The sequence below is a fragment of the Streptomyces sp. AP-93 genome, assembly GCF_022808175.1.
Classification (GTDB): domain Bacteria; phylum Actinomycetota; class Actinomycetes; order Streptomycetales; family Streptomycetaceae; genus Streptomyces.
Genome location: NZ_JALGBX010000002.1, coordinates 118,821 through 145,590, shown reverse-complemented (window position 1 = coordinate 145,590; position 26,770 = coordinate 118,821). Strand labels below are relative to the sequence as shown.

Sequence of the window (26,770 nt, the reverse complement as noted above, 5' to 3'; positions counted from 1 at the left end):
GCGCGGTGCGTGCGCCGGCGATCCATCAGGCCCAGGAGTTCCGCCCCGCGGGGGAGTCGGGGCCGAGGCCGGCCGCGCCCTCGCGGAGGGTCTTCTCCCAGAGGGTCAGGATCTGGTCCCGGCGGGTGAAGGTCCCGCTCCCGATACCGCCGCAGGGCTGATCCGCAGGGCCCCGCCCAGCTCCGCCGAGGTCATCGCGCCGCCATCCGCTGCATCCCCGCCTCGGTCAGCTGCGCGGCGAACCGCTCGACGAAGCGGGAGACCGCTTCCCCGTCCCCAACGGCACCGGCAAGTCCACCGCGACCCGGGTCCTGCTCGGTCTGCTGCGCGCCGACTCCGGCGCCGCCGGCCGCTCGGCGGCGATCCGTTGGCCGACGCCGTCGAACTGCACCGCCGCATCGCCTACGTACAACCGGCAGAAGGTCGCCCTCGTCGCCGCCTTCGCCGCAGACGTGGAGCTGCTCACCCTCGACGAGCCCACCTCCGGCCTCGACCCGCTGATGGAGGAGGTCTTCCAGAGCTGCGCCGCCGAGGCCCGGGCCGCCGGCCGCACCATCCTGCTCAGCTCGCACATCCTCAGCGAGGTCGAGACCCTCTGCGACCGGGTCAGCATCATCCGCAGGGGCCGTACGGTCGAGACCGGCAGCCTGGCCGAACTGCGTGTCGCCCTGGAGGCGCTTCGTGGACGCCCGGCAGGTGCGCGAGCCCGTCGGGCGGTCGCTGGTCGACGTACGGGTCAGGTGGCGCCAACTGGGCGCCGTACTACGGTCCCTGACCGCCTCGGGGTGCGGTCCCTTACCGCGACGCCGCCGATCCTCGAAGAGCTCTTCCTGCGGCACTACGCCCGGGGCGACGAGGCGGGTGAGCTGCGATGAAGCGCCGTCAACTGGACGGTACCGGAGCCCTGCTGTGCCTCGTCCTGCGCCGCGACCGCGTCATGCGAACGGCTCGCTCCGCGCCCTCTACGGCCCCGCCTTCGGCGACTCGGTCGGCGCACTCACCGCCTGGCGGAGCGGGGTCTTCGCCGGGCTACTCGCAGGGGCCATGAGCTGGTTCAGCGTGATCCGGCACACCCGCGAGAAGGAGGAGACGGGCCGTCAGGAGCTGTTGTCGGCGGCGATGGTGGGGCGCCGGGCCCCGCTGCTGGCGGCCCTGCTGGCGGCCCTGCTGGCGGCCCTCGCCGCCAACGCCCTGGTCGCCCTCCTCGTCACGGCGGGCTCACCGCGCGGGGCGCGGGCGGAGCGCTCGCCCTCGGGCTCGGGATCGGCGCCACCGGGATGCTGTTCGCGCCGGCGGCCGCCGTCACGGCGCAGCTCACCGAGAGTGCGCGGCTCGCCGGGGCCTCGCCGGGGCGCTGCTCTGCGCGGCTTTCGTCCTGCGCGCCGCGGGCTCGGCGGACGGTTCGTCGGCGCTGACCTGGATCTCGCCGCCGGGCCGGCTGGAGCACCTGCGGGTCTTCGCAGCCGAACGCCGGTGGGTGTTCACCCTGTTCGCGGCGGCCTTCGCCGCCCAGACGGCCGCGGCCGGCCGCCGCGACCTCGGCATGAGCTTCCTGGCGGTCCGCCCGGGCCCGGCCGAGGGCCGGCTCGGCAGTACACGGGCGCTGGCGCGGCGGCAGCGGGGCGGGCTGCTCGGCTGGAGCCTCGGATTCCTGGGCGCCGAGGAGTCGGGACAGTGCGCGGAGCCCGTGCTGGCGAACGCCGTCGGCCGCCTGCGCTGGGCCGCCGGTCATCTGGCCGTCGCCTTCCGTGGCTCGGCGCTGATCCTGCTGCTGGGCGGACTCGGCCTGGGCCTCGGCCATGGCGCGGGCCTCGCGCAGACCGTCGGGAGCTCTCTCGCGCAACTCCCCGCGGTGTGGGCGATCGGGGCCGTCGCGGCCCTCCTGTACGGCGTGGTCCCCCCGGCTCCGAGGCCCTGACCTGGACTTCTCTGCTGATGTTGGCCGTGTTGGCGGCGGCTCTCCTGGTCGCTGCGCTGGCCGTTCTGCGGCATCGGGAGCTGGCGGCCTGGGCCCCGGCCCCCTCGGTCCGCTCCCGTCCGAAAAGTTGTCCACAGCTGTGGACAACTTTTCGCAACCGGCCTAAGCGGGGGTCACCAGCCGGGTCTCGAACGCGAACACCGCCGCCTGTGTGCGGTCCCGCAGTCCCAGCTTCACCAGGATCCGGCTCACGTGCGTCTTGATGGTGGACTCGGCGATGATCAGGCGATCCGCTATCTCCGCGTTGGACAACCCCTGTGCGATCAGCACCAGCACCTCGGTCTCCCGCTCCGTCAGCTCCGCGACCCCCGCGGACCCCGCCTGTGTGCGGGGCTCCGACAGCTTCGAGAACTCCGTGATCAGCCGCTTGGTCACGGAAGGGGCCAGCAACGCCTCTCCGGCGGCCACCACCCTCACCCCGTCGGCCAGTTGGCGGGCCGAGGCGTCCTTGAGGAGGAACCCGGACGCGCCGGCCCGCAGGGCCTGGTACACGTACTCGTCGAGGTCGAAGGTCGTCAGGACCAGCACCTTCGCGTCCGTGTCGGCGGCGACGATCTCCCGGGTCGCCTCCAGGCCGTTCATCTCCGGCATCCGGATGTCCATCAGCACCACATCCGGCTTCAGCGCCGCCACCTGGGCGATGGCCTCCCGCCCGTTCACCGCCTCCCCGGCCACTTCGATGCCGTCCATCGCGTTCAGCAGGACGGAGAATCCCTCACGGACCATCATCTGGTCGTCGACGATGAGCACTCTGATCGTCATGCCGGATCCTTCTCCGGTACCGGGCGGCTGCCGGCCACGGGTATGAACACCGCCACCTCGAACCCGCCGGAGGCCCGCTCCCCGACGGTCATCTCCCCTTCCAGCATGGCCACCCGCTCGCGCATCCCGGTGATCCCCTGCCCGGCCCCCTGCGAAGGCCTCACATCCCCGGTGCCGGCCTCGTTGACGACGCGCAGGCCCAGCCCGCCCAGCACGTACGAGACCTCGACCCCGGCACTGGCGCCCGGCGCGTGCCGCAGGGTGTTGCTCAGGGCCTCCTGGATGATCCGGTAGGCCGACAGCTCCACACCCGGCGGCAGCTCGCGCACCGCGCCCGTCACGGTCTTTTCCACGGTCAGCCCGGCCTCCCGCACATTGGCCAGCAGCCCGTCCAGCGACGCCAGCGTCGGCTGCGGGGCGTCCGGTGCCTCGTAGTCCGCGGAGCGGACGACACCCAGCACCCGGCGCAGCTCGGTCAGGGCCGCGACCGCGTTCTCCCGGATGGTGACGAAGGCGGCCTCCAGCTCCGGCGGCGGATTCTTCACCCGGTAGGGCGCGGCCTCCGCCTGGATGGCCACCACCGACATGTGGTGGGCGACCACGTCGTGGAGCTCCCGCGCGATCGTGGTCCGCTCCTCCAGCAGGGTGCGCCGGTCCCGCTCGACGGCGGTGACCTCCTGCTGCGCGGTGACCTCCTGCTCCGCCTGTTTGCGGATGTTGCGGATGCTGACGGTGAGCAGGGCGATCGCGGAGGCGAAGGCCATCGGGCCGATGTTGAGGGTCTGGCCTCTGCCGAGCACGATGGATATCCCGCTGCCGAGCAGCACGGTCAGCAGCCACATCCAGCCGGCGACCCGCGGACTGGTCCGCATGGCCACCAGGGCCACCGTCGCCAGGTACGAGGCGAACGTGACTGGTATCCAAGGCCAGTTGGCATCGGACTGACTGGGGAGGGAGAAGACCAGGGTGACCGCCATCGCCGCCCAGAACGCTGCCACCGGCCGCACCAGGGTCAGTACTACGGGGATGCCCGCCAGCAGTCCCATCACCAGGGAAACGGCCTGGGACAACCCGCTCGTGACGGTGGCGAAGACCACGACGAGGAAGGCCATCGCGCAGACGGCCGCGTGCGGCAGGTGTGCGGCCTCCACCCGTATCCGCTTCGGGAGCCGCCGGACCAGCGGCCCGTCCGTGCGCATCGGGGGCAGCGGGCGGTAGGCGAACGCGTCGGTGATCAGAGCCTGGCGCAGGCTCTGGATGAAGCCCGAAGCCAGCCGGATCTCTGGTGTCCGGGGGGTCGCCCCGTGGGTCGTCTCGGTCATGCTCCCCACGGTAGGTGGGCCCCCGCCTGCTCCGCGTCGCCGCTGAAGGGGATTTCCCGGGGTCCCCCTCAAGTACTACCAGGGCCGCTTCAGTAGCCCGTCGGACGGATCAGACCCGTCTCGTACGCGAACACCGCCGCCTGTGTGCGGTCCCGCAGGCCCAGCTTCACCAGGATCCGGCCCACGTGCGTCTTGACCGTCTGCTCGGCCAGGATCAGGTGCCCGGCGATCTCCGCGTTCGACATGCCCTGGGCGACCAGCGACAGGACTTCCGTCTCCCGCTCCGTCAGCTCGTCGATCCGCGCCTTCGAGGGCGCCCTCGGAGCCCCCAGCCGGGAGAACTCGGTGATCAGCCGCTTCGTGATGTTCGGCGCGAGGAGCGCCTCCCCGGCCGCGATCACGCGGACCGCCTCCGCCAGCTGATCGGCGGAGGCGTCCTTGAGGAGGAACCCCGAAGCGCCGGCGCGCAGCGCCTCGTACACGTACTCGTCGAGGTCGAAGGTGGTCAGCACCAGCACCTTCACCGCGGAGCCCGGGGCGGCGGTGATGAGGGAGGTGGCCTCGATACCGCCCATCCCGGGCATCCGGATGTCCATCAGGACCACGTCCGGCGCCAGTTCGGCGACCTTGGCCACGGCCTCGGCGCCGTCGACGGCCTGACCGACGACCTCGATGTCGGGCTGGGCGTCGAGTAGCACGGTGAAGCCCTGGCGGACCATCATCTGGTCGTCGGCGATCATCACCTTGATCGGGGCAGCAGTCATTGGGTACCTCCGAGGAAAGGCCCGCCCTTCAGGGCGGGTAGGAATCGGACTCCTGCGGAGCGTGGCAGCGGGCTGGGATTCGCTGCCAGGGCGGATCGCAGTGCCCTGACCGGCAGGTTTGAGCGTCACACATAACATCACTAGCTTGTGATGGTGATCCCACGCCTGGTGAAGCGGGCGTTCAAGTACCGCTTCCAGCCGAACGATGCGCAGGCGGCCGAGCTGTCGCGCACGTTCGGTTGCGTGCGGAAGGTCTACAACCTGGCGCTCGCCGCCCGTACGGAAGCGTGGGCGCGGCAGGAGCGGGTCAACTACAACGCGACCTCTGCGATGTTGACGGCGTGGAAGAAGACCGAGGGACTGGCCTACCTCTCCGAGGTCTCCTCCGTTCCGCTCCAGCAGGGCCTTCGGCATCTGCAAGGCGCGTTCGCCAATTTCTTCGCCAAGCGGGGCAAGTACCCGCGCTTCAAGTCGCGGAAGAAGTCGCGGAGGTCCGCCGAGTACACGTCCAGCGCGTTCCGCTATCGGGACGGTGCGCTGACACTGGCGAAGATGGACGAGCCACTGCGCATCGTGTGGTCGCGATCGCTGCCAGAGGGCGCCGTGCCGTCCACGGTGACCGTGTCGCAGGACGCTGCCGGGCGTTGGTCCGTCTCCATGCTGTGCGACGACATCCCCGCGCCCATGCCCGAGACCACGCAGGCCGTCGGGATCGACGCCGGTATCACCAGCCTGGTGACGCTCTCCACCGGGGAGAAGGTCACCAGCCCGAAGTTTGAGCGCACGGACCGTGCCCGTCTGGCGAAGGCTCAGCGGAACCTGTCCCGCAAGGCCAAGGGCGACGGCGTTAACCGGGCCAAGGCCCGGCGCAAGGTCGCCAAGATCCATGCCCGGATCGCCGACCGCAGGCGTGACCACCTGCACAAACTGACCACTCGGCTCGTTCGTGAAAACCAAACGATCGTGATCGAGGACCTGACCGTACGCAACATGGTCAAGAACCACACCCTGGCCCGCGCCATCTCGGGCAGGATGCCGCTCCACATCCGTGAGTGGACGTGCGGCTGCGGCGTGACCCACGACCGCGACGTGAACGCGGCGACGAACATTCTGGCGGCCGGGCTGGCCGTGTCTGTCTGTGGAGCCGGTGTAAGACCTCAACGGAGCACTCCGGGCGGGCAGTCGGCGACGAAGCAGAAAGCCCCACGGCGCGAGCCGTAGGAACCCCCCTTCCGTCAGGGAGGGGAGGATGTCAAGAGTCCTTCTTGATCGTCTCGGAGGCGGGGGAAGGCCCGCCGCCCGGGGGCACGGGATCCATCGGCAGCACGGCGCTCACCTCGTACCCTCCGTCGGGGCGGGGGCCGGCGGCCAGCTCGCCACCCAGCATGCCCGCTCGCTCCCGCATCCCCAGCAGCCCGTGCCCCGCCCCCATGCTCGGCGGTACCGGCCCGGTGGGAACGGTGTTGGCGATGCACAGGTGCACATCGCGGGGCCCGTAGGCGATGCCGACCTCCACGCGGGAGCCGGGGGCATGGCGCAGGCAGTTGCTCAGCGCCTCCTGCACGATCCGGTAGGCCGTGAGCTCCACCCCCGGCGACAACGGGCGGCGGATGCCCGCGATCTCGGTGGTCACATCCAGCCCGGCGGCCCGCACGTTCTCCACGAGGCCTTCCAACTCGGCCAGCGTGGGCTGCGGATGGTGCGGACCGGTGGCCTCGTCCGGGTTCTCGGAACGCAGCACCCCCAGGACGCGGCGCAGCTCCGTCAGGGCCTCCACGGCATTCGCGCGGATCCCGGCCAGGTTCTCCTTGAGTTCCTCCGACGGGTTCTCGACCAGATAAGGGGCCACCTGCGCCTGGATGGAGATCACCGACATGTGGTGCGCGACGACGTCGTGCAGCTCGCGGGCGATCCGGCTGCGCTCCTCCAGCAGGGTGCGCCGCGCCCGCTCCTCCTCGGTGAGGGTCTCCTGCTCGACGAGCTTCGTGCGGGTCAGCCGGGTCGCGCGCAGGGCGTAGCCGAGGAGGCCGGTGAAGGAGAACAAGAGGATGGCCCCGGGGGTGCCGGTGCCGCTGTGCTCGGGCCTGAAGAGGCCTTCGGCCAGCCCGGTGCAGGCAACGACGACGGTGACCGCCCCGACGGTCACCCGGGGCGGTACCCGCAGGGACACCAGCAGCAGCACCGGGGCGAAGGCGAACAGCCCGGCGGGCATCCACGGCCAGTTCTGGCCCTGCCCGACATGGCCGTGGATCTCCCCGGCGATCAGTCCCGCCGCGGTCAGGCCGATCCAGTACCCGGCCATCGGCCACCGCATCGCGATCACGATGGACCCGGCGACCATGGTCGCCAGCAGCGGCCGGACGGAGCCGTTGACCCCGTAGTGGTTGCTGAGCTGCTCCGTGGTGACGGCGAAGAAGGCAGCTGCCAGATAGAGGAGCACCACGTGCGGGAGCCAGGCCAGCCAGCGCGGCCTCGACATCCGCGGGAGGGGATCGGCCTTCAGGTCCAGCAGCCCGCGGGCCACGCTCCGCACCACGGCCGAGGCCCGGGCGGGGGAACCTCCCGGCTCCCCGCCGGCCGCGGTCGCAGCCGGGTCCCCAGCCGGGGTCGCGTGCTGTGCCCGGACCGGGGCCGGAGTCGGGGGCTCGCTCTGCTCGTTCACGTCGTCCAGCCTAGGCATGGAGGGTCTCCTTGGCGGGAGCCGCCGGGCCGGTGACTGTGCTCTCAGCGGCCGGAGTTGAGTCGGTGCGGGCGACGAGGGAGGCGGTCCCCCGGGGCAGGGCGGCGGACGAGGCGACGATCCGGGAAGGGGTGACCGGCGTCCGGGCAGATCCGCGCCGGGTCCGGCCACGGGGGCGGTCGCCGGCCTGTTCGTAGGTGTGGAAGGCGGCCCAGCAGACCGCCAGCGCGGCCGCGAACGCGGGCAGCCAGAGCAGCCGGACGGCTATCCACTCCGCGGAGGCGGGCACGGTGTGCAGGCCGGGCAGATCGGTGGAGACCAGCAGTCCCAGGGCGGTGACGGCCATCATCGCGGTCTGGTGCCACAGGAAGATCGTCATGGCGGACAGGTTCACCAGAGCCACCTTCGCCCAGGCCCGCGGCCGGCTCATCACCCGGGCCAGCGGCCCCCGCAGCAGCAGCGCCAGCCCGCACTGGGCCAGGCCGAACGCCACGGCGGCCAGCGTCGGCGGGTTCAGGTTCGAGATCGCGGCTCCGGGGACTCCGACCATCGAAGCGGGGTATCCGCCCCAGAGGATCAGTGCGGCCGTGGCGGCGATCCCGCCGCCCAGCAGGAGCGCGGCCGGGGTGCGCCGGGCGAAGGCGCCCCGGGACCAGGCGGCGCCCAGGGTGTAGGGCACCAGCCAGCCGGCGGCCACATTGACCCAGCCGATCCATTCGGGCCCGCCGAATCCGAAGCGCCAGACATCGACGGAGGCCACCAAGGCCAGCGGCCACAGCGGGCTCAGCCGGGCGACGAGCGGGGTCGCGGCGGTGAGCGCGGCGAAGACGAGGAGGAACCACAGGGGGGACAGGACGAGCTTGAGGAGGGTCCGGACCGTGTCCGTCCCGACGCCGCCGAGCAGCATGCCGCCGGCGGCGACGCTCCAGAGGACCAGGACTGCGGCGACCGGCCGGAACAGCCTGCCGAGACGCTGACGGACCCACTGCCCGTAAGGGACTCCGCGGCCGCGCGCCGACTCGTACCCCTGGGCCGCGACGTGGCCGCCGACCAGGAAGAAGACGGCAAGGGTCTGGAACACCCAGGAGACCGGGGCCAGTCCGCTCATGTGGGCCAGCGGGCTGGTGGTGCTGAGGCCGCCGTCGGCACTGGTCAGTGCGGTGACCAGCCAGTGGCCCAGCACCACGCCGAGGATGGCGAAGGCCCGGAGGGCGTCCACGGCCCGGTCCCGGTGGGCGGGGGTTGCGGAGTCGATGCGGTCCGCGAGAACGGACCACCGGGTCTGCGATTCACGCACGCGCACGGGAGACCTCCGGAGCAGTGAGAGCGGACGGGGTGAGGGCGGCGGTGAGGGCGGCGGTGAGGGACGAGGGGGACACGGAGGCAGAGGCGGCGGGAGCGGCGCCCGGGACGGGCCGGGCCTGCGGGGAGGAGCCGAGCACGATCCCGGCCAGGCCGTTCAGGGACTCGGTGCCCGGCTTGAGGTAGTCGCTGTGGCCGCCGGAGCCGGCCGCGAAGGGCAGGGCTCCGAAGGCCGGGTCCACGGGATCGGCGGCGAAACCGATCCCGCCGACGCGGACGTGCGGGACACCGGAGATCCAGTCGTCGCCACCCCGGCCGGCCCAGACCCGGGCCCGGGTCGGCAGGTCCGCGGCGGAGTCGGCCCCCGTGCCCGGACTGCCGAACAGCGCGATGTCGGTGACCTCGGGGCCGGTCCCCGTACGGGCGCAGACGACGGACCCGTAGGAGTGGCAGAGGAGCGAGAGGCGGGCCTCCGGGGCGGCAAGCCGGGCCAATCCGGGAAGGAAGAAGCCCAGTTCGGCGGCGGCCTCGTCGGCGCGGCCGGTGGTCAGGACGGCCGGGCTGACCGTGCCGGGGGTGTCGTACCCGAGCCAGGCGACCACGGCGGAGCGGGGGTGCTCGGCGCGGAGGCGCTGCTGAAGGGCGACGGCTCCGGCGCGGAACCTCTGGTAGGTGTCCAGCGTCGTGTCCGACCCGGGGACCAGGACCGCGACCCGGTCGGCGGTCCCCAGATCCCCGAACACCTCTATCGCCCGGCCCTTGCCGCGCCCGTCGAAGACGAGGAAGTGGGCATCGCCGCCCGCCTCCATCGCGCGGAGCTTCGCCGCGCGGCCGTGGCGGCCGGCGTTCTCGGCCGTACGGGCCGCCTCGGCGAGGTTGGCGAGGTGGGCGGCGTACCGGTCGGGGAGGGCGGCGCTCTCGCCGAGGACCGCCGGGGCCGGTGCGGGGACGTCCGGGGAAGCGGCGGCGGAAACGGGGAACACCACGGCCGCGGCGACGAGCCCGGCCAGCAGCGTGCGGCGCAGACGGCCACGGCTGCGGCCGTCGGGACGTGCGGTGGGGCGCGGTCGGCGGCTCATGGGTCCGTTCCTTCGCTCGTGCCAGAGGGGCGGTGCTGCGTTCATCTCTGGTCACGAAGTTAGGAATCAGGAGCCCTCGTCAGCGTCACACTGGAGAGCCCACTTCCCACGTAGCTCTCAGGTATGACAGGGGCTACTCAGGGGCCACGCCAGGACCTGCCAGGCCCCGCCAGTTGGGCGTCAGGCCCAGCTGTCCGGCCGCCGGACACGCCGAGTTGGGACGCGCGCCCGCTCAGTCCGCCGCCCGCGATTCGGCCAGGGGAACGGCCGCCGATTCGGCGAGCGGCTCCACGAGAGGTTCGACGAAACCTGCACGCCAGCGCGGGGCCGGGTCCTGCCCGGGGCTGGTCCAGTACTCCCGCGCTCCGGCGATCCGCCCGTCCCGTACGGTCCACAGGGAGACGGCGCGGTAGACGACGTGGTCCTGGGGTATCTCCACCTCGGTCACGACGAGATCGCCGTCCGCGAGGATCCGGAGCACGTCGACGGATCTCTCGTCCGCGTAGTCGTCATCGCTGATGACGGCGATGAAGTTGTCGCGACCGACGATGCGTTCGCTGCTCACGGGCCACTCGATCACCGCGTCCTCGGCGATCAGCGGGGCCACTGCGTCCCAGTCGCGTGCCTCGATCCGCTCCCACAGTCGTGCCACTACCTTCAACGGCTCCATGTGCCGCAGTGTGCGGGGGGACCGCGGAATGCAACAAGCTTTGCTTGCAGGCTTATTGACTTCGAAATAATCAGCTTCGGCGGTACGTGAGCGGAGCGGCGGTGCTGCCGTCGAGCTCCCGCACCAGGTTTCCGTTGGGGAGTAGCCGCAGTGTGCTCCGGCCGCCCGGCGAACACGACGGCGGCGCACCGGATATCACGGTGGAGGGGTCGAGCCCGACGCTGTCGGTGGTGGCGGAGTGCAGCGGCGCGGTCCAGGCGCAGCTGAGTCCGGGGGCCTGGAGGGTCAGGGACATGACGTTGGAGCCGGTCGTTCCGGGGCTGAGGGTGAGCTGCCAGCTCTGGCCGCCGTAGAGGGACCGCCAGGTGCCGGCGTAGGCCTCGGGGAGCGTGGCCGGAGTGACGTAAGGGGCGGGAGTGGTGCCCGTCGCGTCCGCGGTGCCCCGCGGGCCGGAGGAGCCGGCCGGGGCGGCGCCGTGGCCGGAGCGGGGCGAACCGTCGCCGGATCCACTCATGACGGTGTACACCGTGCCGCCCGCCGCGACGGCGACCACCGCGGCGACGGCGACGAGCAGGGCAGTGGACACGGCCGCGGGCCGCGAGCGGCCGCCGACGGCGGCGGGGCCGGGGCCGGGGCTGGGGTCATAGAAGATCCCGGAACCCGAGCCGGAGTGCGTCCCGGGCACGGGGGTGAGCGTCGGGGCGGGCTCAGGGCTCAGGGCGGACGGGCCCGGTGCCAACGCGGTGCGCTGGGCGGGCGCGGTCACGGGCTCGGGCCTGTCCGGACCGGCGTCCACACGGTCCAGCAGGGCTATGGCGTGCTGCCCGAGCCGTGCGACGAGCGGCGCGGGCAGCCAGGGCTCCGGGGCGTCCCTCCGCCCCGCGCCGAGCCGTTCGAGGATCTCGGCGGGGGCGGGCCGGGCGGCCGGGTCCTTGTGCAGGCAATCGCGTACGACGTCACGCAGCTCGGCCGGTACGCCGGCCAGGTCCGGTTCCGCTTCGGTGACGCGCATCAGGAGCGCGGCGATGCCTCCGGGCTGGTCCGGGTCCCCGAAGGGCAGTCGGCCGGTGGCGGCGTAGGCGAGTACCGAGCCGAGGCCGAACACGTCGCAGGCCGGGGTCACGGGGGTGCCGTTGATCTGTTCGGGGGCGAGGAAGCCGGGGGAACCGAGGAGTTCGCCGGTCCGCGTGAGGGCGGGGTCGGCGGTGGCCCCCAGGGCCCGGGCGATGCCGAAGTCGATGACGCGGGGGCCGCCGGCGGTGAGCAGGATGTTGCCGGGCTTCAGGTCCCGGTGGACGAGTCCGGCACGGTGGATGTCCTGGAGGGCGTACGAGAGCCCCTCGCCCAGGACCCGTACGGAGCCGGCCGGCAACGGGCCGAAGTCGCGGCCCACGGCTTGGCGCAGGCTCGGCCCGGCGATGTAGGCGGTGGCCAGCCAGGGGATCTCGGCGTCGGGGTCGGCGTCGAGGACGGCGACGGTCCAGTCCCCGCCGACGAGGCGGGCGGCGTCGGCCTCGCGGCGGAAGCGGGTGCGGAAGTCGGGGTGGGCGGCGAGGTGGGGGTGGATCAGCTTCACGGCGGCGGTGCGGGTGCCTGTGCGGGTGCCTGCGCGGGGGCGGGTCCGGGTGCCGGTGCCCGTGCCGGTACCCGTGCCCGTGCCGGGGGCGTGCTCCTCGGCGCGGCCGAGGTAGACCTGGCCCATTCCACCGGTTCCGAGACGGGCGAGCAGGCGGTAGGGACCGATGTGCTCCGCATCGCGCGAGTGCAGTTGTTCCATGACAGGTGGTCCTCCCCCTGGGACTCGCCGGAGCCCGACAATAGTGGGGTCGGGGCGGGATGCCGGTTGTGGGGGTCGGGTTGCCGCCGGCCGGGCGTGGGGGCGGGGCCACCGCGCTCCGGACGCACCCGATGCGGAGATTCCACCGGGTGTACGGGCGGAGCGTGTTGGGACCCTGCGCGCCGATGCGGGCCGCTCCGCAGGGGGTCGGCCGGGACGGTGTACCGGACCTGCCCGGGCACCCTTGCACCCGGCAGCGCGGCGCCCCGGCGCCCGGGCACCCTTGCACGCGGCACCCCGGCGCCCTGGCACCCCGGCAGCGCGGTGGGCTGCGGGGGCAAGGGCAACGGCAAGGGCCGAGGCGGCATCTGCCGCTCGCTCGGATTCCGGTTCGTCGTCGAATGCGACGGGACGTTCGCGGACCGGGTCCTGCCGGCCAACCACTGGGTCATCGACCCCCGCACCACCCCGCCGGGACTGCTCCCGGCGGGGCACGCCTAGGCGGCCGGGGCGTCGGGTGGGGGCGGCAGGGTGTCCAGGGCGGCCGACAGGCGTTCCAGGACCCGGACCGTTTCGGCGAAGCCGTCTTCGCCGAGGGCCTCCGCGAGACGGGCGGCCAGGGACGCGTGGCCCGGGCCGATCCTGGCGACGGCGGCGCGGCCGGCATCCGTGGGGCGCAGCAGCTTCGCTCGGCGGTGGGCCGGGTTCGGGACGTACTCGGCGAGGCCCTTGGCGGCCAGCAGATCGGCGATGCGCTGCACGCTCTGCCGGGTGATGCCCATGGCCCGGGCGATGCCGGCGACGGGGAGCGGCTCGCGGAGCACGGCTCCGAGCACCTGCCACCAGGCCGCGGTCAGCCCTGCCGGGCGGGCCAGCTCCTCCGATACGGAGAGGAACTGGCCGTTGAGCCGGAACACCCCGAGGGCGGTGCGGCTCAGGAGGTCCTGCCGCGTGCGGAGGGCGTTCTCCCGCGGCCCCCTGCCGCGCGCCGCCGGAGCTGCTCCGCCGGCGTCCGGGAGTACCCCGGCGGGCGGCTCCGTACCCCGGGACGGGACCGCGTCCGCGGATCCGGCCGCACCACCGGGCGCACCATCGGCCGCACCATCGGGCGCGGCAGGCGCGGGCGGCGCGGTGTCCTGGGCCGCCGGGTTCCGGGCCGCCGCGTTCCGGGCCGCGCCCTCGGGGCCCGGGGCGGATGCCGGGCCCGCGTGGGGCGCCGGGTCTGCCGGGGAGGCCTGCTCGGTGGCCCGGGGCGTGGGCTGGTCAGGCATGGTTCGGGTCCGCCGCCATCAGGACCGGGTACGCGCTCGCGTCCGAGTCGTGGAACAGGCGGTACCAGGCGTCGAGCACGTGCGGCTCGTACACCCCGAGGCGGGCGAAGACCTCGCGGGCGAACGCCACCGGTTCCGTCGGGCCCGCCGAGATCAGGTCGCCGTCGGTGACCGCGTCGGCCTCCACGTAGTGCGCGGCGCCCCCGTAGCCCGGCTGGCCGCCGAGGTAGAAGGGGGCCGCGCTGGTGTGCGTACGTCCGTCCAGGACTCCGGCGCGGGCCAGGCCGGCCGTGGCTCCGCAGATCGCGGCGACCGGGACGCCCGCCGCCAGGAACTCCTCGGCCTTCGCCGCGAAGGGAGCCAGCTCGTCGCCCGTGTCCCACAGCCCGGCGCCGGTCAGGATGAGGAGGGCGGACTCCTCGGGGCGCAGGTCCGCCAGGGCCAGGTCGGGCTGGATGCGGAGGCCGCCCATCGTGGTGACGGGCCGTCCGGCGGCGACGCCGACCGTGCGGACCTCGTAGCCGTGCTGGGTCAGGTGCGCGGTGGTGTGGCCCGTCTCCCAGTCGGCGTAGGTGTCGTACACCGCAACGTGGACCGTGGGGCGGGACTCCGCCGGGCGCTCCGCCGGGCTCTCCGCTCCGGTCTCCGTCGCCGGCGCCTGGGTCCCCGCTGGAGTCTTCGTCTGCGTCTTCGTCTGCGTCTTCGTCTGGGTCTCGCTCATCGTGCTCGCCCTCCGGTGTCGCTGTTGCTGTCGCCGTTGCCGTCGCCGTGCTTCTGATCGTCCGGACCGGTCTCGACCCGTCTCGTGCTGCCTGTTCAGGCCCGTCCGGTCAGTTCCTCTATGACAGTAGGCTGCCATCTTGACAGCTTGCTGTCAATGCCTCCCCAGACAGACTGCCGAGACCCGCCCCCCACCCGCATACAGACCGCCGATATCCCTCCCCACCTGCACACTTCTACGGTTGCGGCCATGACCCCTCACGTCACCTCGGGCGCCACCGTCAAGGCCGCCGACCGCGCTCACGTCTTCCACTCCTGGTCCGCCCAGGCCCTGATCGACCCGCTGGCCGTGGCCAAGGCCGAGGGGTCGCACTTCTGGGACTACGACGGCAAGCGCTTCCTCGACTTCGCCTCCCAGCTGGTCAACACCAACATCGGCCACCAGCACCCCAAGGTCGTCGCCGCGATCCAGGAGCAGGCCGCCAAGCTCTGCACCCTCGCCCCGGGTTTCGCCGTCGACGTCCGCTCCGAGGCCGCACGCCTCATCGCGCAGCGGACCCCCGGCGACCTCGACAAGATCTTCTTCACCAACGGCGGCGCCGAGGCCGTGGAGAACGCCGTCCGCATGGCCCGGCTGCACACCGGCCGGCAGAAGGTGATGTCCACCTACCGCTCGTACCACGGCGCCACCTCCGCCGCGATCAACCTGACGGGTGACCCGCGCCGCTGGCCCTCCGACACGGCCGCCGCCGGCGTCGTGCACTTCTGGGGACCGTTCCTCTACCGCTCGCCCTTCCACGCGACCACCGAGGCCGAGGAGTGCGCGCGCGCCCTCACCCACCTCGCCGACACCATCGCCTTCGAGGGCCCGGCGACGATCGCCGCGATCATCCTGGAGTCGGTCCCCGGCACGGCCGGGATCATGACCCCGCCCCCCGGCTACCTGGCCGGCGTGCGCGAGCTCTGCGACCGCTACGGGATCGTCTTCATCCTGGACGAGGTCATGTCGGGGTTCGGCCGGACCGGCAAGTGGTTCGCCGCCGAGCACTTCGACGTCACCCCCGACCTGATCACCTTCGCCAAGGGCGTCAACAGCGGCTACGTCCCGCTCGGCGGCGTCGCGATCTCGGGCGCGATCGCCGAGACCTTCGCCACGCGCCCCTACCCGGGCGGCCTGACCTACTCCGGTCACCCCCTCGCCTGCGCCGCCGCCGTCGCGACGATGAACGCCATGGAGGAGGAGGGCATCGTCGAGCACTCCGCCCACCTCGGCGAGAACGTGATCGGCCCGGCCCTCGCCGAGATCGCGGAGCGCCACCCCTCGGTCGGGGAGGTGCGCGGTCTGGGCACCTTCTGGGCCCTGGAACTCGTACGGGACAAGGAGACGCGCGAGCCGCTCGTGCCCTACAACGCGGCGGGCGCCGACAACGCGCCGATGGCCGAGTTCGCCGCGGCCTGCAAGGCGTCGGGGCTGTGGCCGTTCGTCAATATGAACCGCACCCACGTCGTCCCTCCGTGCAACATCACGGAAGCGGACGCGAAGGAGGGCCTGGCCCTGCTGGACGACGCGCTGACCGTCGCCGACCGGCACGTTTCGGCCTGACCGAGGCCTCATCGGTGCCCGACCGGGCTTCACCCGGCCTGACGGGCACCCCCGGGACCGGGGCCGGGGCTGAGCCCGGGACGGGCCGCGAACAGGCCGCGAACAGGCTCCGAGCAGGCTCCGAGCAGGCTCGGAGCAGCGAGGACGACCCTGCGCGGGTGCCCCGAGCGGGCCCCGCGCAGGGGTGAATGATCAAGAAGATAAGCGCGGCCCGTCCGCATAACGGGCGCTAAATCCACATAGCGGCCACAAAACCGATCGGTTTCAGCCGCGCTGCCTGGCCTAAGGTGTCCCAAGCCCACAGATGGAGACGGACCCCTATGCCAGGCAGCGGCGCTGTCACCCGCAACACACTTCGCCAGCAGATCGCGGACGCGCTGCGTGACGAGGTGCTTGCGGGGCGCCTGGCGGCCGGCAGCGAATTCACCGTCAAACAGATCGCCGAGCAGTACGAAGTCTCCGCGACCCCCGTCCGCGAAGCCCTCGTCGATCTCTCCGCGCAAGGCCTGCTCGACTCCGTCCAGCACCGCGGCTTCCGCGTCCGAGTCTTCTCCGTGGACGATTTCCGGGGCATGATCGAGGCTCGTACGTTGATCGTGGAAGGCATCTTCCGCAGGCTCGTGGAACGCGGCACCGCCCCCGGCTCCGGGGAACGGCTGGTCTCGGTGCGCCGCCGGGCGGAGGAGGCGCGGCGGGCGGCGCTGAACGGCTCGCTCGAAGTGCTGATCGGCTACGACCTGCGCTTCTGGAGGGAGCTGAGCGGGCTGGTCGGCAACATCTACATCTCCGAGTTCCTGCACCGGATCCGGGTGCAGTGCTGGGTTTTCGCCGTGCCCTATCTGAAGGCGGAGCCGGACCTGCGCTCCGGCCTGTGGGCCGGCCACAACGAACTGATGGACGCGGTGACCCGCGCGGACGCCGAGGAGGTACGACGCCTCGTGCACGCGTACAACCAGCACGGACTCGACTGGGCCGACGGCCTGAAGGCGGTCGGCGCATGAGCGGCGAGAGCGCCGTGAGCGCCGACGGCGACTGGGAACTCATTGTGGACGCCGACGCCGACGCCGACGCCGACGCCGACGCCGACGCCGACGCCGACGCCGACGCCGACGGCAGCCAGGCCGAGGCGGTGGTAGCAGCGGCCGCCGACGAGTCGCGGATCCGGCTGATCAGCGCCGGCGACGGCCGCCAAGGCAAGGGCGCCGCGCTGCGCGCCGGAGCTCCTTGACCCGGTCGCGGATCGTCCAGTCCGAGCACCCGGGACCGGCGATCCGTTCGTACCCCGCGCCGAAGACGAGTAGGACCGCATGCGACGATCCATCAGTGGATGAACCCGACGACAAGAGCATCGACGTCACCGAGCCGCCGGGGCCCCTTAAGGAGTGGACGCGGCGGACCGCCCGGCGCTTCGGCCCTGCGCTGGGTGCGTACGGGGCAGCGAAGCTGACCGGCTTCGCCGTCTTCATGTACCTGCTGGACGCCTCCGGAGACTTCCGGACCAAACCAGCCCGGTTTGGCGGCGGCGCCCACCCGTGGGACGTCCTGCAGAGCTGGGACGGCTGGTGGTATCAGCAGGTGGCGGCGAACGGCTACCATCCACAGCTCATTCCGCTGACCGGCCAATGGATCACCTACGAGCAGAATTCCGCCGCGTTCTTCCCCCTGTACCCAGGGCTTATGCGTGTGGTCTCCGACTGTACCGGCCTCGGTCTGTACGGCGCCGGAATGCTGGTTTCGATCGTCGCCTCGTTCGTCGCCGCAGCCGGAATCTACGCCTTGACCGCGAAGCTGACCGACCGTAGGGCCGGCGTGATCGCTGCGGCGCTCTGGGGAGTCTTCCCTGGGTCGGGCGCGGAGTGGGCGGTCTATTCCGACTCACTTTTCGTCGCGCTGGCAGTCTGGGCCTGCTACATGGTGCTGACCCATCGTTGGCTGCAGGCCGGCGTGATCACCCTCGTCGCGGGCCTCAACCGGCCGACCGCCTCTGCCCTGATCGCCGCGCTCGGTGTGGCCGCCCTGATCGCCGTGTACCGGCGCCGCGACGGCATCCTCGGCCCGGTCGGAGCCATCGTCATCGCGCCACTCGGCATGGTCGGGTACATCACCTGGGTCGGCTGGCGGATGGGCGACCTGACCGGCTACTTCACCTTGCAGCGGGGCGCCTGGCTGCACTACTTCGACTACGGGAAGCACACCCTGCGCGTGCTGCGCGGGGTGCTCTTCGGTCACGGCGACTACCTGTTCGCGTTCGGGACCGAGGACCTGATCGCCGTCCTCCTGGTCTTCGCCCTGCCCGTCCTGCTGGTCCTGCTCGTCCGGCTGCGGCTGCCCGTCTTCCTGATCGTCTACACCGTGGTCACCATCGTGCTGGTCCTCGGCAGCCAGCAGATGTTCGGCAACACCTCCCGCTACCTGCTCCCTGCCTTCCCGCTGCTCATCCCGATCGCCGTCGCCCTCAGTAGGGTGAGCCGGACGTCCGCGCTGACTGTCCTCGGCATGGCCGCCGTCACCTCCGGCTGGTACGCCGGCTACGTCATCTTCGAACTCGGTGTGCCGTAGCGGTCGGTACGGCACCGGCAAGGGCGACCGTCGACTTCTACCCCACCTCACCGCCGTGTTCGTCACCGTGCGCTGCCTGATCCAGCAGGCCCGCAACCGCTACCGGTGGGACACTTGACCTTGACCCATTCGCTTCTGGCGTTATCGGGGCCGGTGGCGATGAACGTGGCGATCTCGCTCCACCAGCGGTCGACGGTGGTGGCGAGGGTGCGGACTTCGGGGATGTCGGCGTCCGCGCACCAGGTGAGGAACTTCCACCGAGCGTGGCCGAGCTGGTGTCGGCTCGCGCCGGTGCGGGCCAGGGTGAGGAGGTTGCGCAGGCTTTCCTTCCTCGGCGATCCAAGCGGTCAGCAGCGTCTGGCCGATCTTCCCCTCGGCCAGCAGCGGGTTCCACATCTTCGCGAACTGCTCGTCGGTGAGATCCTCCCGGTTGCGCAGCAGGCGCCGTCGGGCTGTCCCACTCCGGGTCGGTGGCGCGCCGGCGTCGGCCGCGGATCTCGGCGGTGGTGCGCCGCCGGACCAGTGACAGCACCTTGTTCGCGAGCTGCACGACGTGAGAACGTCCTTGACCTGGCCGAGCAGCCCGCCGTCGCCGAGTGCGTCGACGAATCCGGTGTGCCACCCGGCCCGCGCCAGCTGCCACTTGCCCGTTTCGGTGTTCTGCTCCCAGCGGGGCCTGCCGCGGCGGGTCTCGGCGATCCCCAGCAAAGCCACCTCGGGCAGCGGAGCTTCGGTGACCTCGCGCGCCGCCTCGCGGCAGGCTTCATCACGGTCGGCGCGGACGAGTGCAGATCGCGGGCAGTCTGAACGACGGTGTGGGTATCCCGGACCCGGTACCCGGCGGTGGACCGCAGCCGGGCGGTCAGCCGCTTGCCGGCCGGTATCAGCGGGATCTGCTCGGTGAACGACTTCGGGGGGACAGCCGGACTCCACCAGCGGCGCCTGTGCCAGAAGAACTCCAACTCAAGCTCTCCATATGGGAGATCCCGTGGCCGGGCCGTCGCCGGCCCCTTCGCCCTGGGCGTGAAGACCCCGCAGGCCGGGCAGGCCGGGCCGGGGCGTCCGTCGTGGCTAGAAAAACGGGCGTCCTGCGTCCGGGGCCGGCACCAGCTCGATCCAGCACCGCCTGTGACGGACAGCCAGGACATCGGCCGGTACGCACCGCTCACGTCCGAAGACCCCGCGTGACGTGAGTGCTCAGGCGGCGCCGCCACGCACGGCTGTTCCAGCAGCGATTTCAGGACATGCAGTCGCACCGGACCTGTCTCAAAGGACAGTGACCGAACGAAGGTTCGCCCTGTTTAATCGATCTTGCATGATCATTTGCGTTGATGCTCGGCCGCCTCGCACTGGCAGTCGAGATGCCCCAAAAGAGAGGCCTTTCATTCATGACTCACCGTAGCCGCACCATCCTTCGTCGCGCTGCCGTCACGGGCTTGTCCCTGGTGGCCTTCGGTGGCGCGTCGCTCGCCGCAGCAGGTTCCGCATCCGCCGCCGGCGGCAATGGCGTGATGGAGAGCGGCGAGTTCGGGGAGTACTACAACTCCGACCGCGCAGGCTGCGTCTGGGACCTCATCACTGCCGACGCGAACTTCGGGGACAACTGGTTCGTAGGAAGCGGCTGCGCCGGACTCGGCCAGGACATCGACAACAACACCGCCTCGTACTGGAACAGGCAGACGGTCACGTGGGACGTGTACACCGGCACCTCCCGCGGTGGCGTCAAGGGGTGGATCCCCGGTGGTGCCTACGGCAACTACTCGGCGACCTTCAAGAACCAGGTCTCTTCGGCGTACCCCCGCTAATCCTGACCAGCCGCTGATCGCCTGTCGATTGAACGCAGGTCGTTCTGCCTAGATGTATGAACGCATGCGAACGCCGCTCTGCCCGAAAGCGCCGGGCAGAGCGGCGTTCGCCGCATGGTACCGCGCCATAACGGAGTCACGTTGCCCAGCCCCCGCCCCACTCCCCGTCCCGTCGGAATCATCGCGGGCTGCAGCACTCTGCTCCTCACCGCACTCGCCCTGGTCGGATGCTCCGGTTCAACAGCCTCCAGCGAAAAGGGCGCTGAACCGTCCGTCACCGCAGCACCCACCATGCTGGACACCACCGGACTCCGCTTCCCCCTGGACAGCTACCACCCCACAGCGGAACAGCGGAAGACCTTGGAGCGGGCCCAGGAGATCCTGGTCGACCGATGCATGGAGCGCTACGGATTCCGCTACCCAGGTCAGCCGGCGGAATCCCCAAGTGGCGATGCCGAGAACGCCCGGCGCTACGGAATCTCCAGCGCCTCCCGCGCAGCCAGTCACGGCTATGCGGATGGCTCGCGTGAGGCTCCGGGGAAGTCGCCGATGGACGACTTGGGGTCCGACGAAAAGCTCGTCCTGTTGGGGCAAGAGCGCCTGGACCCGACGAAGTTGCCCAAGAGCCAGGAAGAGGCCGAGAAGTCGGACGAAGGGACGACCTCGATCGGCGGTCGCAAGGTGCCGGCCGGCGGCTGTCTGCACGAGGCCACCCTCAAGCTCTTCAGGCCGACCAAGGACATCATCGATCTGATGTTCGTACAGAACTTGATGTTCGACGCGTATCGTCGTTCACAGCAGGACTCCCATGTCGTCAAAGCTGCCAAGTCCTGGTCCGACTGCATGGCCCACCAAGGCCTCCGGACTGACGAACCGGTCAGCCCAATGGAGGACCTTGGCTTCAAGGCGAGTGAGTTTGCGAGCCCCAAGGCCATCAGCGCGGCCAAGAAGGACATCGCCTGCAAGGCGGAAGTGAACCTCGTCGGTATCTGGTTCTCCGTCGAGACCAGCGATCAGAACCGGCTGATAGACCAGAACGCCGAGACCCTGAAGAGGGCCAAGGTGCAGCTCGAGGACCGACTGAGGCTCGCGAACTTGATCATCAAGTGATGCGACCGCCGGTATTCGATCGTTGCCCCCTCTGGGGGACCCATGCCGAAATTCTGCCCGACCTGCCTTGTCGCAGACATTGACGACGCCGACCCCATGGCTCCCATCCTGAGAGTGCTCGGGCTCACGAGACTTCAGCTCTGCCTTCTCGCTGCCACCTTCCACCTGCAACAACACTCCGTTGGGCGCGGCGGTTGCGTCGCGCTGCGGCTCCCCGCGGGGGCGGCCGCGGCCGCCGGAGTCGAGCCCTGCTTGACCACCTTGGCCCGAGCCCGCGCGGACTGCTGGACGGTCTCGCCCCCTTCCTGCCGACGGTCCAGCGATACGCGCAGGGGGCCGCTCGTACCCTCGTTTGCACCCTTCTCGGGCCTTCGAACGTAAGCGGTGCGTGCCGGCCGGCGTCATGGCTGTCCGTCACAGGCGGTGCTGGGACGAGCTGGTGTCGGCCTTACCACTCGGTCCTGCACGGGGACAACGCCGGCAACAGCCCGCGCGCCCTGATCGAGTACGCCTCCCGCTCCCTCTTCGGCGACCCCGAGACGGCCGGCAAGCTCTCCCTGAACACCACCGAGCAGAACGCCTTCTACGGCTGGCCCCTGCTCGCCTTCGGCGTGGCCGTGTGCGTGTGGCTGTGGCGGAGCAAGGCCGTACGGGCCCTCGCGCTCCTGCTGTCCCTCGGGCCGTGGGTGCCTGTACCCCGCACGGAGATCGTGTTGCCGGGCCCCTGGCGCCTGATGATCAAGCTGCCGCCCTTCGAGTCGGTGATCGAGGGGCGCGTCGCGATGGTGTGCGCGCCCGTCCTGGGCATCCTGCTGGCCCTCGCGCTCGACCGGATCCTGCGGCTGCGCACCCGCGAGCTGCGCACGCTGGGCCTGCTGGGGGCGGCGGCCGCGCTGATCCCGGTCCTGCCGCTGCCGCTGACCGTACGGGACCGCGCGCCGGTCCCCGCCTTCATCACCTCCGGGGACTGGGAGGGCTACGTCAAGGACGGGGAAGCACTCGTTCCGGTACCGCTGCCGGACCCGGGCCAGGCGGACGCGCTGCACTGGCAGGTCGAGGCGGACTTCGGCTTCCGGCTGGCCGGCGGCTACTTCAACGGCCCGTGGGGACCCGACCGGATCGGTATCTACGGGGCCACTCCGCGGCACCTCTCGAACCTCCTGCGCGACGTCCGCTACGGCGGCCGGCCGCCCGAGGTCGACGCGGGCTGGCGGGCGCAGGCCCGCCAGGACCTGGAGTACTGGAAGGCCGGCGCGGTGGTCCTGCCCCGCCAGGACCGGGACACGGAACTGCGGGAACTGATCACCGGGCTGCTGGGCCGGGAGCCGGAGCAGGTGCGCGACGTGTGGGTCTGGAGGGTGGGCCCGGGGCAGCCGTCTTAGACGGGATCCGGCCCGGATCCGCGTCTCTCGCTCCTTCGGTTCTGCTCACCCCTTCGCTGAGCGTGTCCGGCGCACTACGCTGGCCCGATCGGCGACAACGACTGATCGGAGGCCGAGTGGCCTGTGACCTGTGGCTGGTCCCCCTTGTCGACGTGCTGTGCCACAGCCCCGACAACCCCTTCGCAGAAGAGATCGCCTCGTACGACAAGGCGCTGGGCGAGGCCGGACTGCCGTCCGTGCCGGTGTTCGCGTACATGCCGGGGCTGTCCGGGGACGTCGCCCCGGTGGCCGGTTTCGACTACGACGCCCTGCACTTCCTGCGGCGGGCGTACCTGCTGCAGATCTGCGGGCTGCCGGTGACACCGGTGGACGAGCTGGGCGGGGACTACGAGCAACTGCTGGAGATGTTCGAGCCGACGGCGCAGCAGTCGCACCTGGTGTGGCACTACGACCACGCGGGGGCCTACGTCCCCGTGGACTTCGCCTACCCGCTGGCCAACGAAGAGCTGCTGGCCGGGGGCGGGCCGCTGGGGTCCGCGCAGGGCCTGCTGCGCGAGCTGGCACTGGTGGCTCCCGCGATCGGGATAGACCCCCTGAACCCGCCGCTGGCTCCGGCGCCGCCGGGGCGGCCGACGTCGCTGGAGGAGCCCGCCGGGCCGATCCCGTACGACGACAGCCCCTTCGCGCGGGAGCGGCACGTATGGCTGGGCCTGCACGCGGCGGCCACCCGGAGCCTCGGCCAGGGCTCGATGATCATCTTCAGCTGACGCGGACGATCGGTACGGAGTACGGAACGGGGCCGGCTCCGCCGTGCGGAGCCGGCCCCGTCCCGTCAGCGCGGCTGCTCCGGCGGCCTCTGGCGGGGCATGTTCGGGCGGGTGCCCGGGGGGAGCGGGAAGCGGGCCGGCGGGACGTACGCGTCCGAGCGGGATCCGCCCGCGCCCAGGGACTGCATGACCAGCGGGGCGGGGCCGGAGCTGAACTCGACCATCCACTCCGCGGTCTCCGACCGCACGAGCTCGGTCACGTCCTCCGAGAAGCGGCGCAGCACGGTCAGACACCGCTCCGCGGCCTCGCTGGCGGTGCCCTCGGTCGGGCCCAGGATCTCGCGCACGTTCTCCGTGGCCCAGTCGAACTGCAGGGTCTGCAGTCGCCGCTGCACGGCCTGCGCCGTCGCCACGTCCCGCATCCAGCCCGAGGTCAGGCCGAAGAACCGGTCGCAGGCCATGCAGGCCGCGCCCAGGAGCAGTGCGAGATAGCCGTACGAGGCCGCCCCGGACACCGAGCCGGTCAGCTCCAGCAGCGACATCGCGGCGCCCGTGACCGCGCCGGCGGCTGCCCCGATCCGCAGGATCCGGGCCCCCCGGCGCTTCCACGCCCGGTCCGACAGGTACCACTCGGCGGTGCGCAGCGCGTCGGCCTCGACCCGTCGGTAGAGCTCGTCGAGCCGCTCGGCGGGCTCGCCCCAGTCCCCGAGAGGGAACGGCCGGCCGGTAAGGTCGCCGTCCTCAGCGGGATCCCGGGGTGGCCCCTCGGGCTGCATCTCCGGCTGACTCACCCGGGCACTCCCTCTGCCTGCGCTGAACGTGTGGTGGTGCGCGTGTGCGCAATGGTGCGCATGCTCTTCCTACCTTCGAATGAGACGCGGTGGGCGACGATTCCCGGGATTTCCGCCCGCAAGGAGGGCGCCATCAGGTACGCGCACGCCCCGTCGCTCACTCGAAAGAGTTGGTCCTCACGGCGTAGGGCGCGGCGCCCGGGGAGCACGTAGGCTCGGATTGACCAAGCCGACGGCGCTTGGCCCGACGCTACGGAGTGAGTGACCTGTGATTCCCGGTGGTGGCATGCCCGACATGCAGCAGCTGCTCCAGCAGGCCCAGAAGATGCAGCAGGACCTTGCCGTGGCGCAGGACGAGCTGGCGCGCACCGAGGTTGAGGGCCAGGCCGGCGGCGGCCTGGTCAAGGCGACCGTCACCGGTTCCGGTGAACTGCGCGCACTGGTGATCGACCCGAAGGCCGTGGACCCCGAGGACACCGAGACGCTCGCCGACCTGGTGGTCGCGGCGGTCCAGGCGGCCAACGAGAATGCGCAGACGCTGCAGCAGCAGAAGCTGGGCCCGCTGGCACAGGGGCTGGGCGGCGGCAGCGGTATCCCCGGCCTTCCCTTCTAGTCCCGTCCCGAGCCTCCCCGGCTCGGTAGCCCTCCCGTACCGAAAGAAGGCAGTCCGTTGTACGAAGGCGTGGTCCAGGACCTGATCGACGAACTGGGCAGGCTGCCCGGCGTCGGGCCCAAGAGCGCGCAGCGGATCGCCTTCCACATCCTGCAGGCCGAGCCCACCGATGTCCGCCGCCTCGCGCACGCGCTGCTGGAGGTCAAGGACAAGGTCCGGTTCTGCGCGGTGTGCGGGAACGTGGCGCAGGAGGAGCGGTGCAACATCTGCCGCGATCCGCGCCGCGACCTGACGGTCATCTGCGTGGTCGAGGAGTCGAAGGACGTCGTCGCGATCGAGCGGACCCGCGAGTTCCGGGGCCGGTACCACGTCCTCGGCGGCGCGATCAGCCCGATCGAGGGCGTCGGCCCGGACGACCTGCGCATCCGGGAGCTGCTGGCGCGGCTCGCGGACGGCTCGGTCACCGAGCTGATCATCGCGACCGACCCGAACCTGGAGGGCGAGGCGACCGCCACCTACCTCGCCCGCATGATGAAGCCCATGGGCCTCAAGGTCACCCGCCTGGCCAGCGGGCTCCCCGTCGGGGGAGATCTGGAGTACGCGGACGAGGTCACGCTCGGGCGGGCCTTTGAAGGAAGGCGACTTCTCGATGTCTGACGCAACGCTGCACGCCCTGGGACTGGATCCGGACGACTTCGCGGCTTCGATCGCGGACCAGATCGAGTCCTTCATCGTCGCGGTCACCGAGGTGGCCAAGGGCGAGGACCCGGACAGCGCGGTGCCCTTCCTCCTCCTGGAGGTGTCCCAGCTGCTGCTGGCGGGCGGCCGGCTGGGCGCGTACCAGGACGTGCTGCCCGACGAGCGCTACGAGCCCGACCTGGGCCCGGAGCCCGACGTGGACGACCTGCGCGAGCGGTTCGCGGTCATGCTGGAGCCGGTCGACGTCTACTCGGAGGTCTTCGACCCCTACGAGCCGCGCAAGGCCCCGGTCCCGCACCGGATCTCCGACGACCTGGCGGACGTGGTCGCCGACCTGCGGCACGGCCTCATCCACCACCAGTCGGGCCGGATCACCGAGGCGCTGTGGTGGTGGCAGTTCTCGTACTTCACCAACTGGGGCCCGACGGCATCGGCCACGCTGCGCGCCCTCCAGTCACTGATCGCACACGTCCGCCTCGACCAGCCGCTGGCGGCCCTGGACGGGCTGGACACGGACGAGGACATCACGGAGGACGACCTCGCGGAGCAGGCCGGGAAGGTCATGGCCGAGGAGCTCGGCAGTCTGGGCCGCCGCCCGAGCCCCGCCTGATCCGGACACCCAGCGCCCCCTCATGCGGGAGCGGGAACGCCCGCCTCCGGCGCCAGGAGGGCGTGCAGGGCCGCCGGGTCCACGAAGGGGGCCAGGGCGCAGGGCCGCGACTGCCACAGCAGCGGCCAGGTGTTTCCGTCCAGGGCGGGTACGCCGACGTAGGCGACGGTCCGCTGCCCGGCCCCGAAGCGCTGCACGCCGAGCGGCCAGGCGTACGTCCTGGAGGTCCCGGGCGGCAGCAGGAAGTACATCCACCGGAACCCGCTGGCCTCGCACACGATCGGCCCCGCCCGCCCGCCGGTCGCCTCGATCAGCCGCGCGGCCACCGCCTCCCCGCGTACGCCCTGAATGCGTACGGCGTCGAAGTGGATTCCGGTGCGGCGCAGCTGGTGGCCGAGGAGGGGGACCCAATCGGGCCTACGTGTCCGGTTCATGCCCGCAGCCTGGCGCGCCGGGTCTACGCTCGACAGTGACCGAGCGGATACAAAGCGTGCTGTAGCCACCGG

27 protein-coding genes and 3 pseudogenes are annotated in these 26,770 nt (G+C 71.6%); 16 read left to right on the top strand and 14 right to left on the bottom strand.

Annotated features, from left to right (window positions below; all coding sequences use genetic code 11):
• Nucleotides 1–43: 43 nt before the first annotated feature.
• Nucleotides 44–278: pseudogene (locus tag MTF69_RS03800) on the bottom strand (MarR family transcriptional regulator); the annotation flags it as partial.
• On the opposite strand from MTF69_RS03800, the pseudogene MTF69_RS03795 reads away from it, so the two are divergent.
• Nucleotides 231–875, top strand: a pseudogene (locus tag MTF69_RS03795) (ATP-binding cassette domain-containing protein). The pseudogenes MTF69_RS03800 and MTF69_RS03795 sit on opposite strands and share 48 nt — an antisense overlap.
• 19 nt (nt 876–894) lie before the next feature.
• A pseudogene (locus tag MTF69_RS03790) lies at nt 895–1,906 on the top strand (ABC transporter permease); the annotation flags it as partial.
• Between the two features lie 174 nt (nt 1,907–2,080).
• Here the strand turns inward: MTF69_RS03790 and MTF69_RS03785 are convergent.
• The 3 genes from MTF69_RS03785 to MTF69_RS03775 form a co-directional block, all read right to left on the bottom strand.
• Nucleotides 2,081–2,740: a response regulator transcription factor gene (locus tag MTF69_RS03785; protein WP_243330668.1), complete on the bottom strand. Its 660-nt coding sequence runs from the start codon at nt 2,738–2,740 to the stop codon at nt 2,081–2,083.
• Entirely contained in the window at nt 2,737–4,062 is a 1,326-nt protein-coding gene (locus MTF69_RS03780) for a histidine kinase (RefSeq protein WP_308401361.1), read from the bottom strand. Before MTF69_RS03780 ends, MTF69_RS03785 begins: the two co-directional genes overlap by 4 nt.
• 89 nt (nt 4,063–4,151) lie before the next feature.
• On the bottom strand, nt 4,152–4,826 hold the full coding sequence (locus MTF69_RS03775; protein ID WP_243330667.1) for a response regulator transcription factor: 675 nt from the start codon (nt 4,824–4,826) through the stop codon (nt 4,152–4,154).
• Between the two features lie 150 nt (nt 4,827–4,976).
• On the opposite strand from MTF69_RS03775, the gene MTF69_RS03770 reads away from it, so the two are divergent.
• Complete coding sequence (locus MTF69_RS03770) at nt 4,977–6,047, top strand: transposase (RefSeq protein WP_243330665.1); 1,071 nt, start codon at nt 4,977–4,979, stop codon at nt 6,045–6,047.
• Nucleotides 6,048–6,078: 31 nt separating this feature from the next.
• Here the strand turns inward: MTF69_RS03770 and MTF69_RS03765 are convergent, their stop codons facing one another.
• The 5 genes from MTF69_RS03765 to MTF69_RS03745 all read right to left on the bottom strand — a co-directional run bounded on the left by MTF69_RS03765 (nt 6,079) and on the right by MTF69_RS03745 (nt 12,334).
• The gene (locus MTF69_RS03765) at nt 6,079–7,506 is read right to left on the bottom strand and encodes a sensor histidine kinase (RefSeq protein ID WP_243330663.1); all 1,428 of its coding nucleotides are present in this window, start codon (nt 7,504–7,506) and stop codon (nt 6,079–6,081) included.
• Entirely contained in the window at nt 7,499–8,803 is a 1,305-nt protein-coding gene (locus MTF69_RS03760; RefSeq protein WP_374322193.1) for an acyltransferase, read from the bottom strand. Before MTF69_RS03760 ends, MTF69_RS03765 begins: the two co-directional genes overlap by 8 nt.
• Nucleotides 8,796–9,887 carry an alpha/beta hydrolase gene (locus MTF69_RS03755; RefSeq protein WP_243330659.1) on the bottom strand — a complete coding sequence of 364 codons (1,092 nt, stop codon included), beginning with the start codon at nt 9,885–9,887 and terminating at the stop codon, nt 8,796–8,798. The genes MTF69_RS03760 and MTF69_RS03755 overlap by 8 nt, the downstream gene beginning before the upstream one ends.
• 232 nt (nt 9,888–10,119) lie before the next feature.
• Nucleotides 10,120–10,557: a nuclear transport factor 2 family protein gene (locus tag MTF69_RS03750; protein WP_243330657.1), complete on the bottom strand. Its 438-nt coding sequence runs from the start codon at nt 10,555–10,557 to the stop codon at nt 10,120–10,122.
• A gap of 70 nt (nt 10,558–10,627) precedes the next feature.
• The gene (locus tag MTF69_RS03745) at nt 10,628–12,334 is read right to left on the bottom strand and encodes a serine/threonine-protein kinase (RefSeq protein WP_243330655.1); all 1,707 of its coding nucleotides are present in this window, start codon (nt 12,332–12,334) and stop codon (nt 10,628–10,630) included.
• Nucleotides 12,335–12,553: 219 nt separating this feature from the next.
• Here MTF69_RS03745 and MTF69_RS03740 point away from each other — a divergent pair, with 219 nt between their 5' ends.
• Nucleotides 12,554–12,835, top strand: coding sequence for a hypothetical protein (locus MTF69_RS03740; protein WP_243331382.1), 282 nt, complete (start codon nt 12,554–12,556; stop codon nt 12,833–12,835).
• On the opposite strand, the gene MTF69_RS03735 is transcribed toward MTF69_RS03740, so the two are convergent.
• Entirely contained in the window at nt 12,832–13,272 is a 441-nt protein-coding gene (locus MTF69_RS03735) for a MarR family winged helix-turn-helix transcriptional regulator (protein WP_243331344.1), read from the bottom strand. The genes MTF69_RS03740 and MTF69_RS03735 overlap by 4 nt on opposite strands.
• Nucleotides 13,273–13,597: 325 nt before the next feature.
• Nucleotides 13,598–14,326, bottom strand: coding sequence for a type 1 glutamine amidotransferase family protein (locus MTF69_RS03730; RefSeq protein ID WP_243330653.1), 729 nt, complete (start codon nt 14,324–14,326; stop codon nt 13,598–13,600).
• Between the two features lie 249 nt (nt 14,327–14,575).
• Here MTF69_RS03730 and MTF69_RS03725 point away from each other — a divergent pair, with 249 nt between their 5' ends.
• The 5 genes from MTF69_RS03725 to MTF69_RS42760 all read left to right on the top strand — a co-directional run bounded on the left by MTF69_RS03725 (nt 14,576) and on the right by MTF69_RS42760 (nt 18,605).
• Nucleotides 14,576–15,928: an aspartate aminotransferase family protein gene (locus tag MTF69_RS03725; RefSeq protein ID WP_243330652.1), complete on the top strand. Its 1,353-nt coding sequence runs from the start codon at nt 14,576–14,578 to the stop codon at nt 15,926–15,928.
• Nucleotides 15,929–16,248: 320 nt separating this feature from the next.
• Nucleotides 16,249–16,929 (top strand): GntR family transcriptional regulator, encoded by a 681-nt coding sequence (locus MTF69_RS03720; protein WP_243330650.1) that lies wholly within the window; start codon nt 16,249–16,251, stop codon nt 16,927–16,929.
• The gene (locus MTF69_RS03715; protein ID WP_243330648.1) at nt 16,926–17,156 is read left to right on the top strand and encodes a hypothetical protein; all 231 of its coding nucleotides are present in this window, start codon (nt 16,926–16,928) and stop codon (nt 17,154–17,156) included. The genes MTF69_RS03720 and MTF69_RS03715 overlap by 4 nt, the downstream gene beginning before the upstream one ends.
• 95 nt (nt 17,157–17,251) lie before the next feature.
• A complete protein-coding gene (locus tag MTF69_RS03710) occupies nt 17,252–18,487 on the top strand; it encodes a hypothetical protein (protein WP_374322022.1) in 1,236 nt (411 codons plus the stop codon).
• Complete coding sequence (locus tag MTF69_RS42760; protein WP_279345343.1) at nt 18,477–18,605, top strand: hypothetical protein; 129 nt, start codon at nt 18,477–18,479, stop codon at nt 18,603–18,605. Before MTF69_RS03710 ends, MTF69_RS42760 begins: the two co-directional genes overlap by 11 nt.
• Here the strand turns inward: MTF69_RS42760 and MTF69_RS43655 are convergent.
• The gene (locus tag MTF69_RS43655) at nt 18,550–18,789 is read right to left on the bottom strand and encodes a hypothetical protein (protein ID WP_374322191.1); all 240 of its coding nucleotides are present in this window, start codon (nt 18,787–18,789) and stop codon (nt 18,550–18,552) included. The two genes, MTF69_RS42760 and MTF69_RS43655, sit on opposite strands and share 56 nt — an antisense overlap.
• 1,086 nt (nt 18,790–19,875) lie before the next feature.
• On the opposite strand from MTF69_RS43655, the gene MTF69_RS03705 reads away from it, so the two are divergent.
• The 4 genes from MTF69_RS03705 (at nt 19,876) to MTF69_RS03690 (ending at nt 23,551) form a co-directional block, all read left to right on the top strand.
• A complete protein-coding gene (locus MTF69_RS03705) occupies nt 19,876–20,292 on the top strand; it encodes a hypothetical protein (protein ID WP_243330646.1) in 417 nt (138 codons plus the stop codon).
• A gap of 291 nt (nt 20,293–20,583) precedes the next feature.
• Nucleotides 20,584–21,402: a hypothetical protein gene (locus MTF69_RS03700; RefSeq protein WP_243330644.1), complete on the top strand. Its 819-nt coding sequence runs from the start codon at nt 20,584–20,586 to the stop codon at nt 21,400–21,402.
• Nucleotides 21,403–21,596: 194 nt separating this feature from the next.
• Nucleotides 21,597–22,784 (top strand): hypothetical protein, encoded by a 1,188-nt coding sequence (locus MTF69_RS03695; protein WP_243330642.1) that lies wholly within the window; start codon nt 21,597–21,599, stop codon nt 22,782–22,784.
• Between the two features lie 116 nt (nt 22,785–22,900).
• Nucleotides 22,901–23,551, top strand: a complete 651-nt coding sequence (locus tag MTF69_RS03690; protein WP_243330640.1) for a hypothetical protein — start codon at nt 22,901–22,903, stop codon at nt 23,549–23,551.
• Between the two features lie 65 nt (nt 23,552–23,616).
• On the opposite strand, the gene MTF69_RS03685 is transcribed toward MTF69_RS03690, so the two are convergent.
• Nucleotides 23,617–24,342, bottom strand: a complete 726-nt coding sequence (locus MTF69_RS03685; protein ID WP_243330639.1) for an SLATT domain-containing protein — start codon at nt 24,340–24,342, stop codon at nt 23,617–23,619.
• A 268-nt stretch (nt 24,343–24,610) separates the two neighbouring features.
• Between MTF69_RS03685 and MTF69_RS03680 the strand changes: the two genes are divergently transcribed.
• From MTF69_RS03680 to MTF69_RS03670, 3 genes are read left to right on the top strand one after another with little or no spacing between them, the layout of a single operon-like run.
• Nucleotides 24,611–24,955, top strand: a complete 345-nt coding sequence (locus MTF69_RS03680; RefSeq protein ID WP_243330638.1) for a YbaB/EbfC family nucleoid-associated protein — start codon at nt 24,611–24,613, stop codon at nt 24,953–24,955.
• 57 nt (nt 24,956–25,012) lie between these two features.
• Nucleotides 25,013–25,612 carry a recombination mediator RecR gene (gene recR / locus MTF69_RS03675; RefSeq protein WP_243330636.1) on the top strand — a complete coding sequence of 200 codons (600 nt, stop codon included), beginning with the start codon at nt 25,013–25,015 and terminating at the stop codon, nt 25,610–25,612.
• Nucleotides 25,605–26,264, top strand: a complete 660-nt coding sequence (locus MTF69_RS03670) for a DUF5063 domain-containing protein (RefSeq protein ID WP_243330634.1) — start codon at nt 25,605–25,607, stop codon at nt 26,262–26,264. Before recR ends, MTF69_RS03670 begins: the two co-directional genes overlap by 8 nt.
• A 20-nt stretch (nt 26,265–26,284) precedes the next feature.
• On the opposite strand, the gene MTF69_RS03665 is transcribed toward MTF69_RS03670, so the two are convergent.
• Complete coding sequence (locus tag MTF69_RS03665) at nt 26,285–26,698, bottom strand: hypothetical protein (RefSeq protein WP_243330633.1); 414 nt, start codon at nt 26,696–26,698, stop codon at nt 26,285–26,287.
• Between the last annotated feature and the right edge of the window lie 72 nt (nt 26,699–26,770).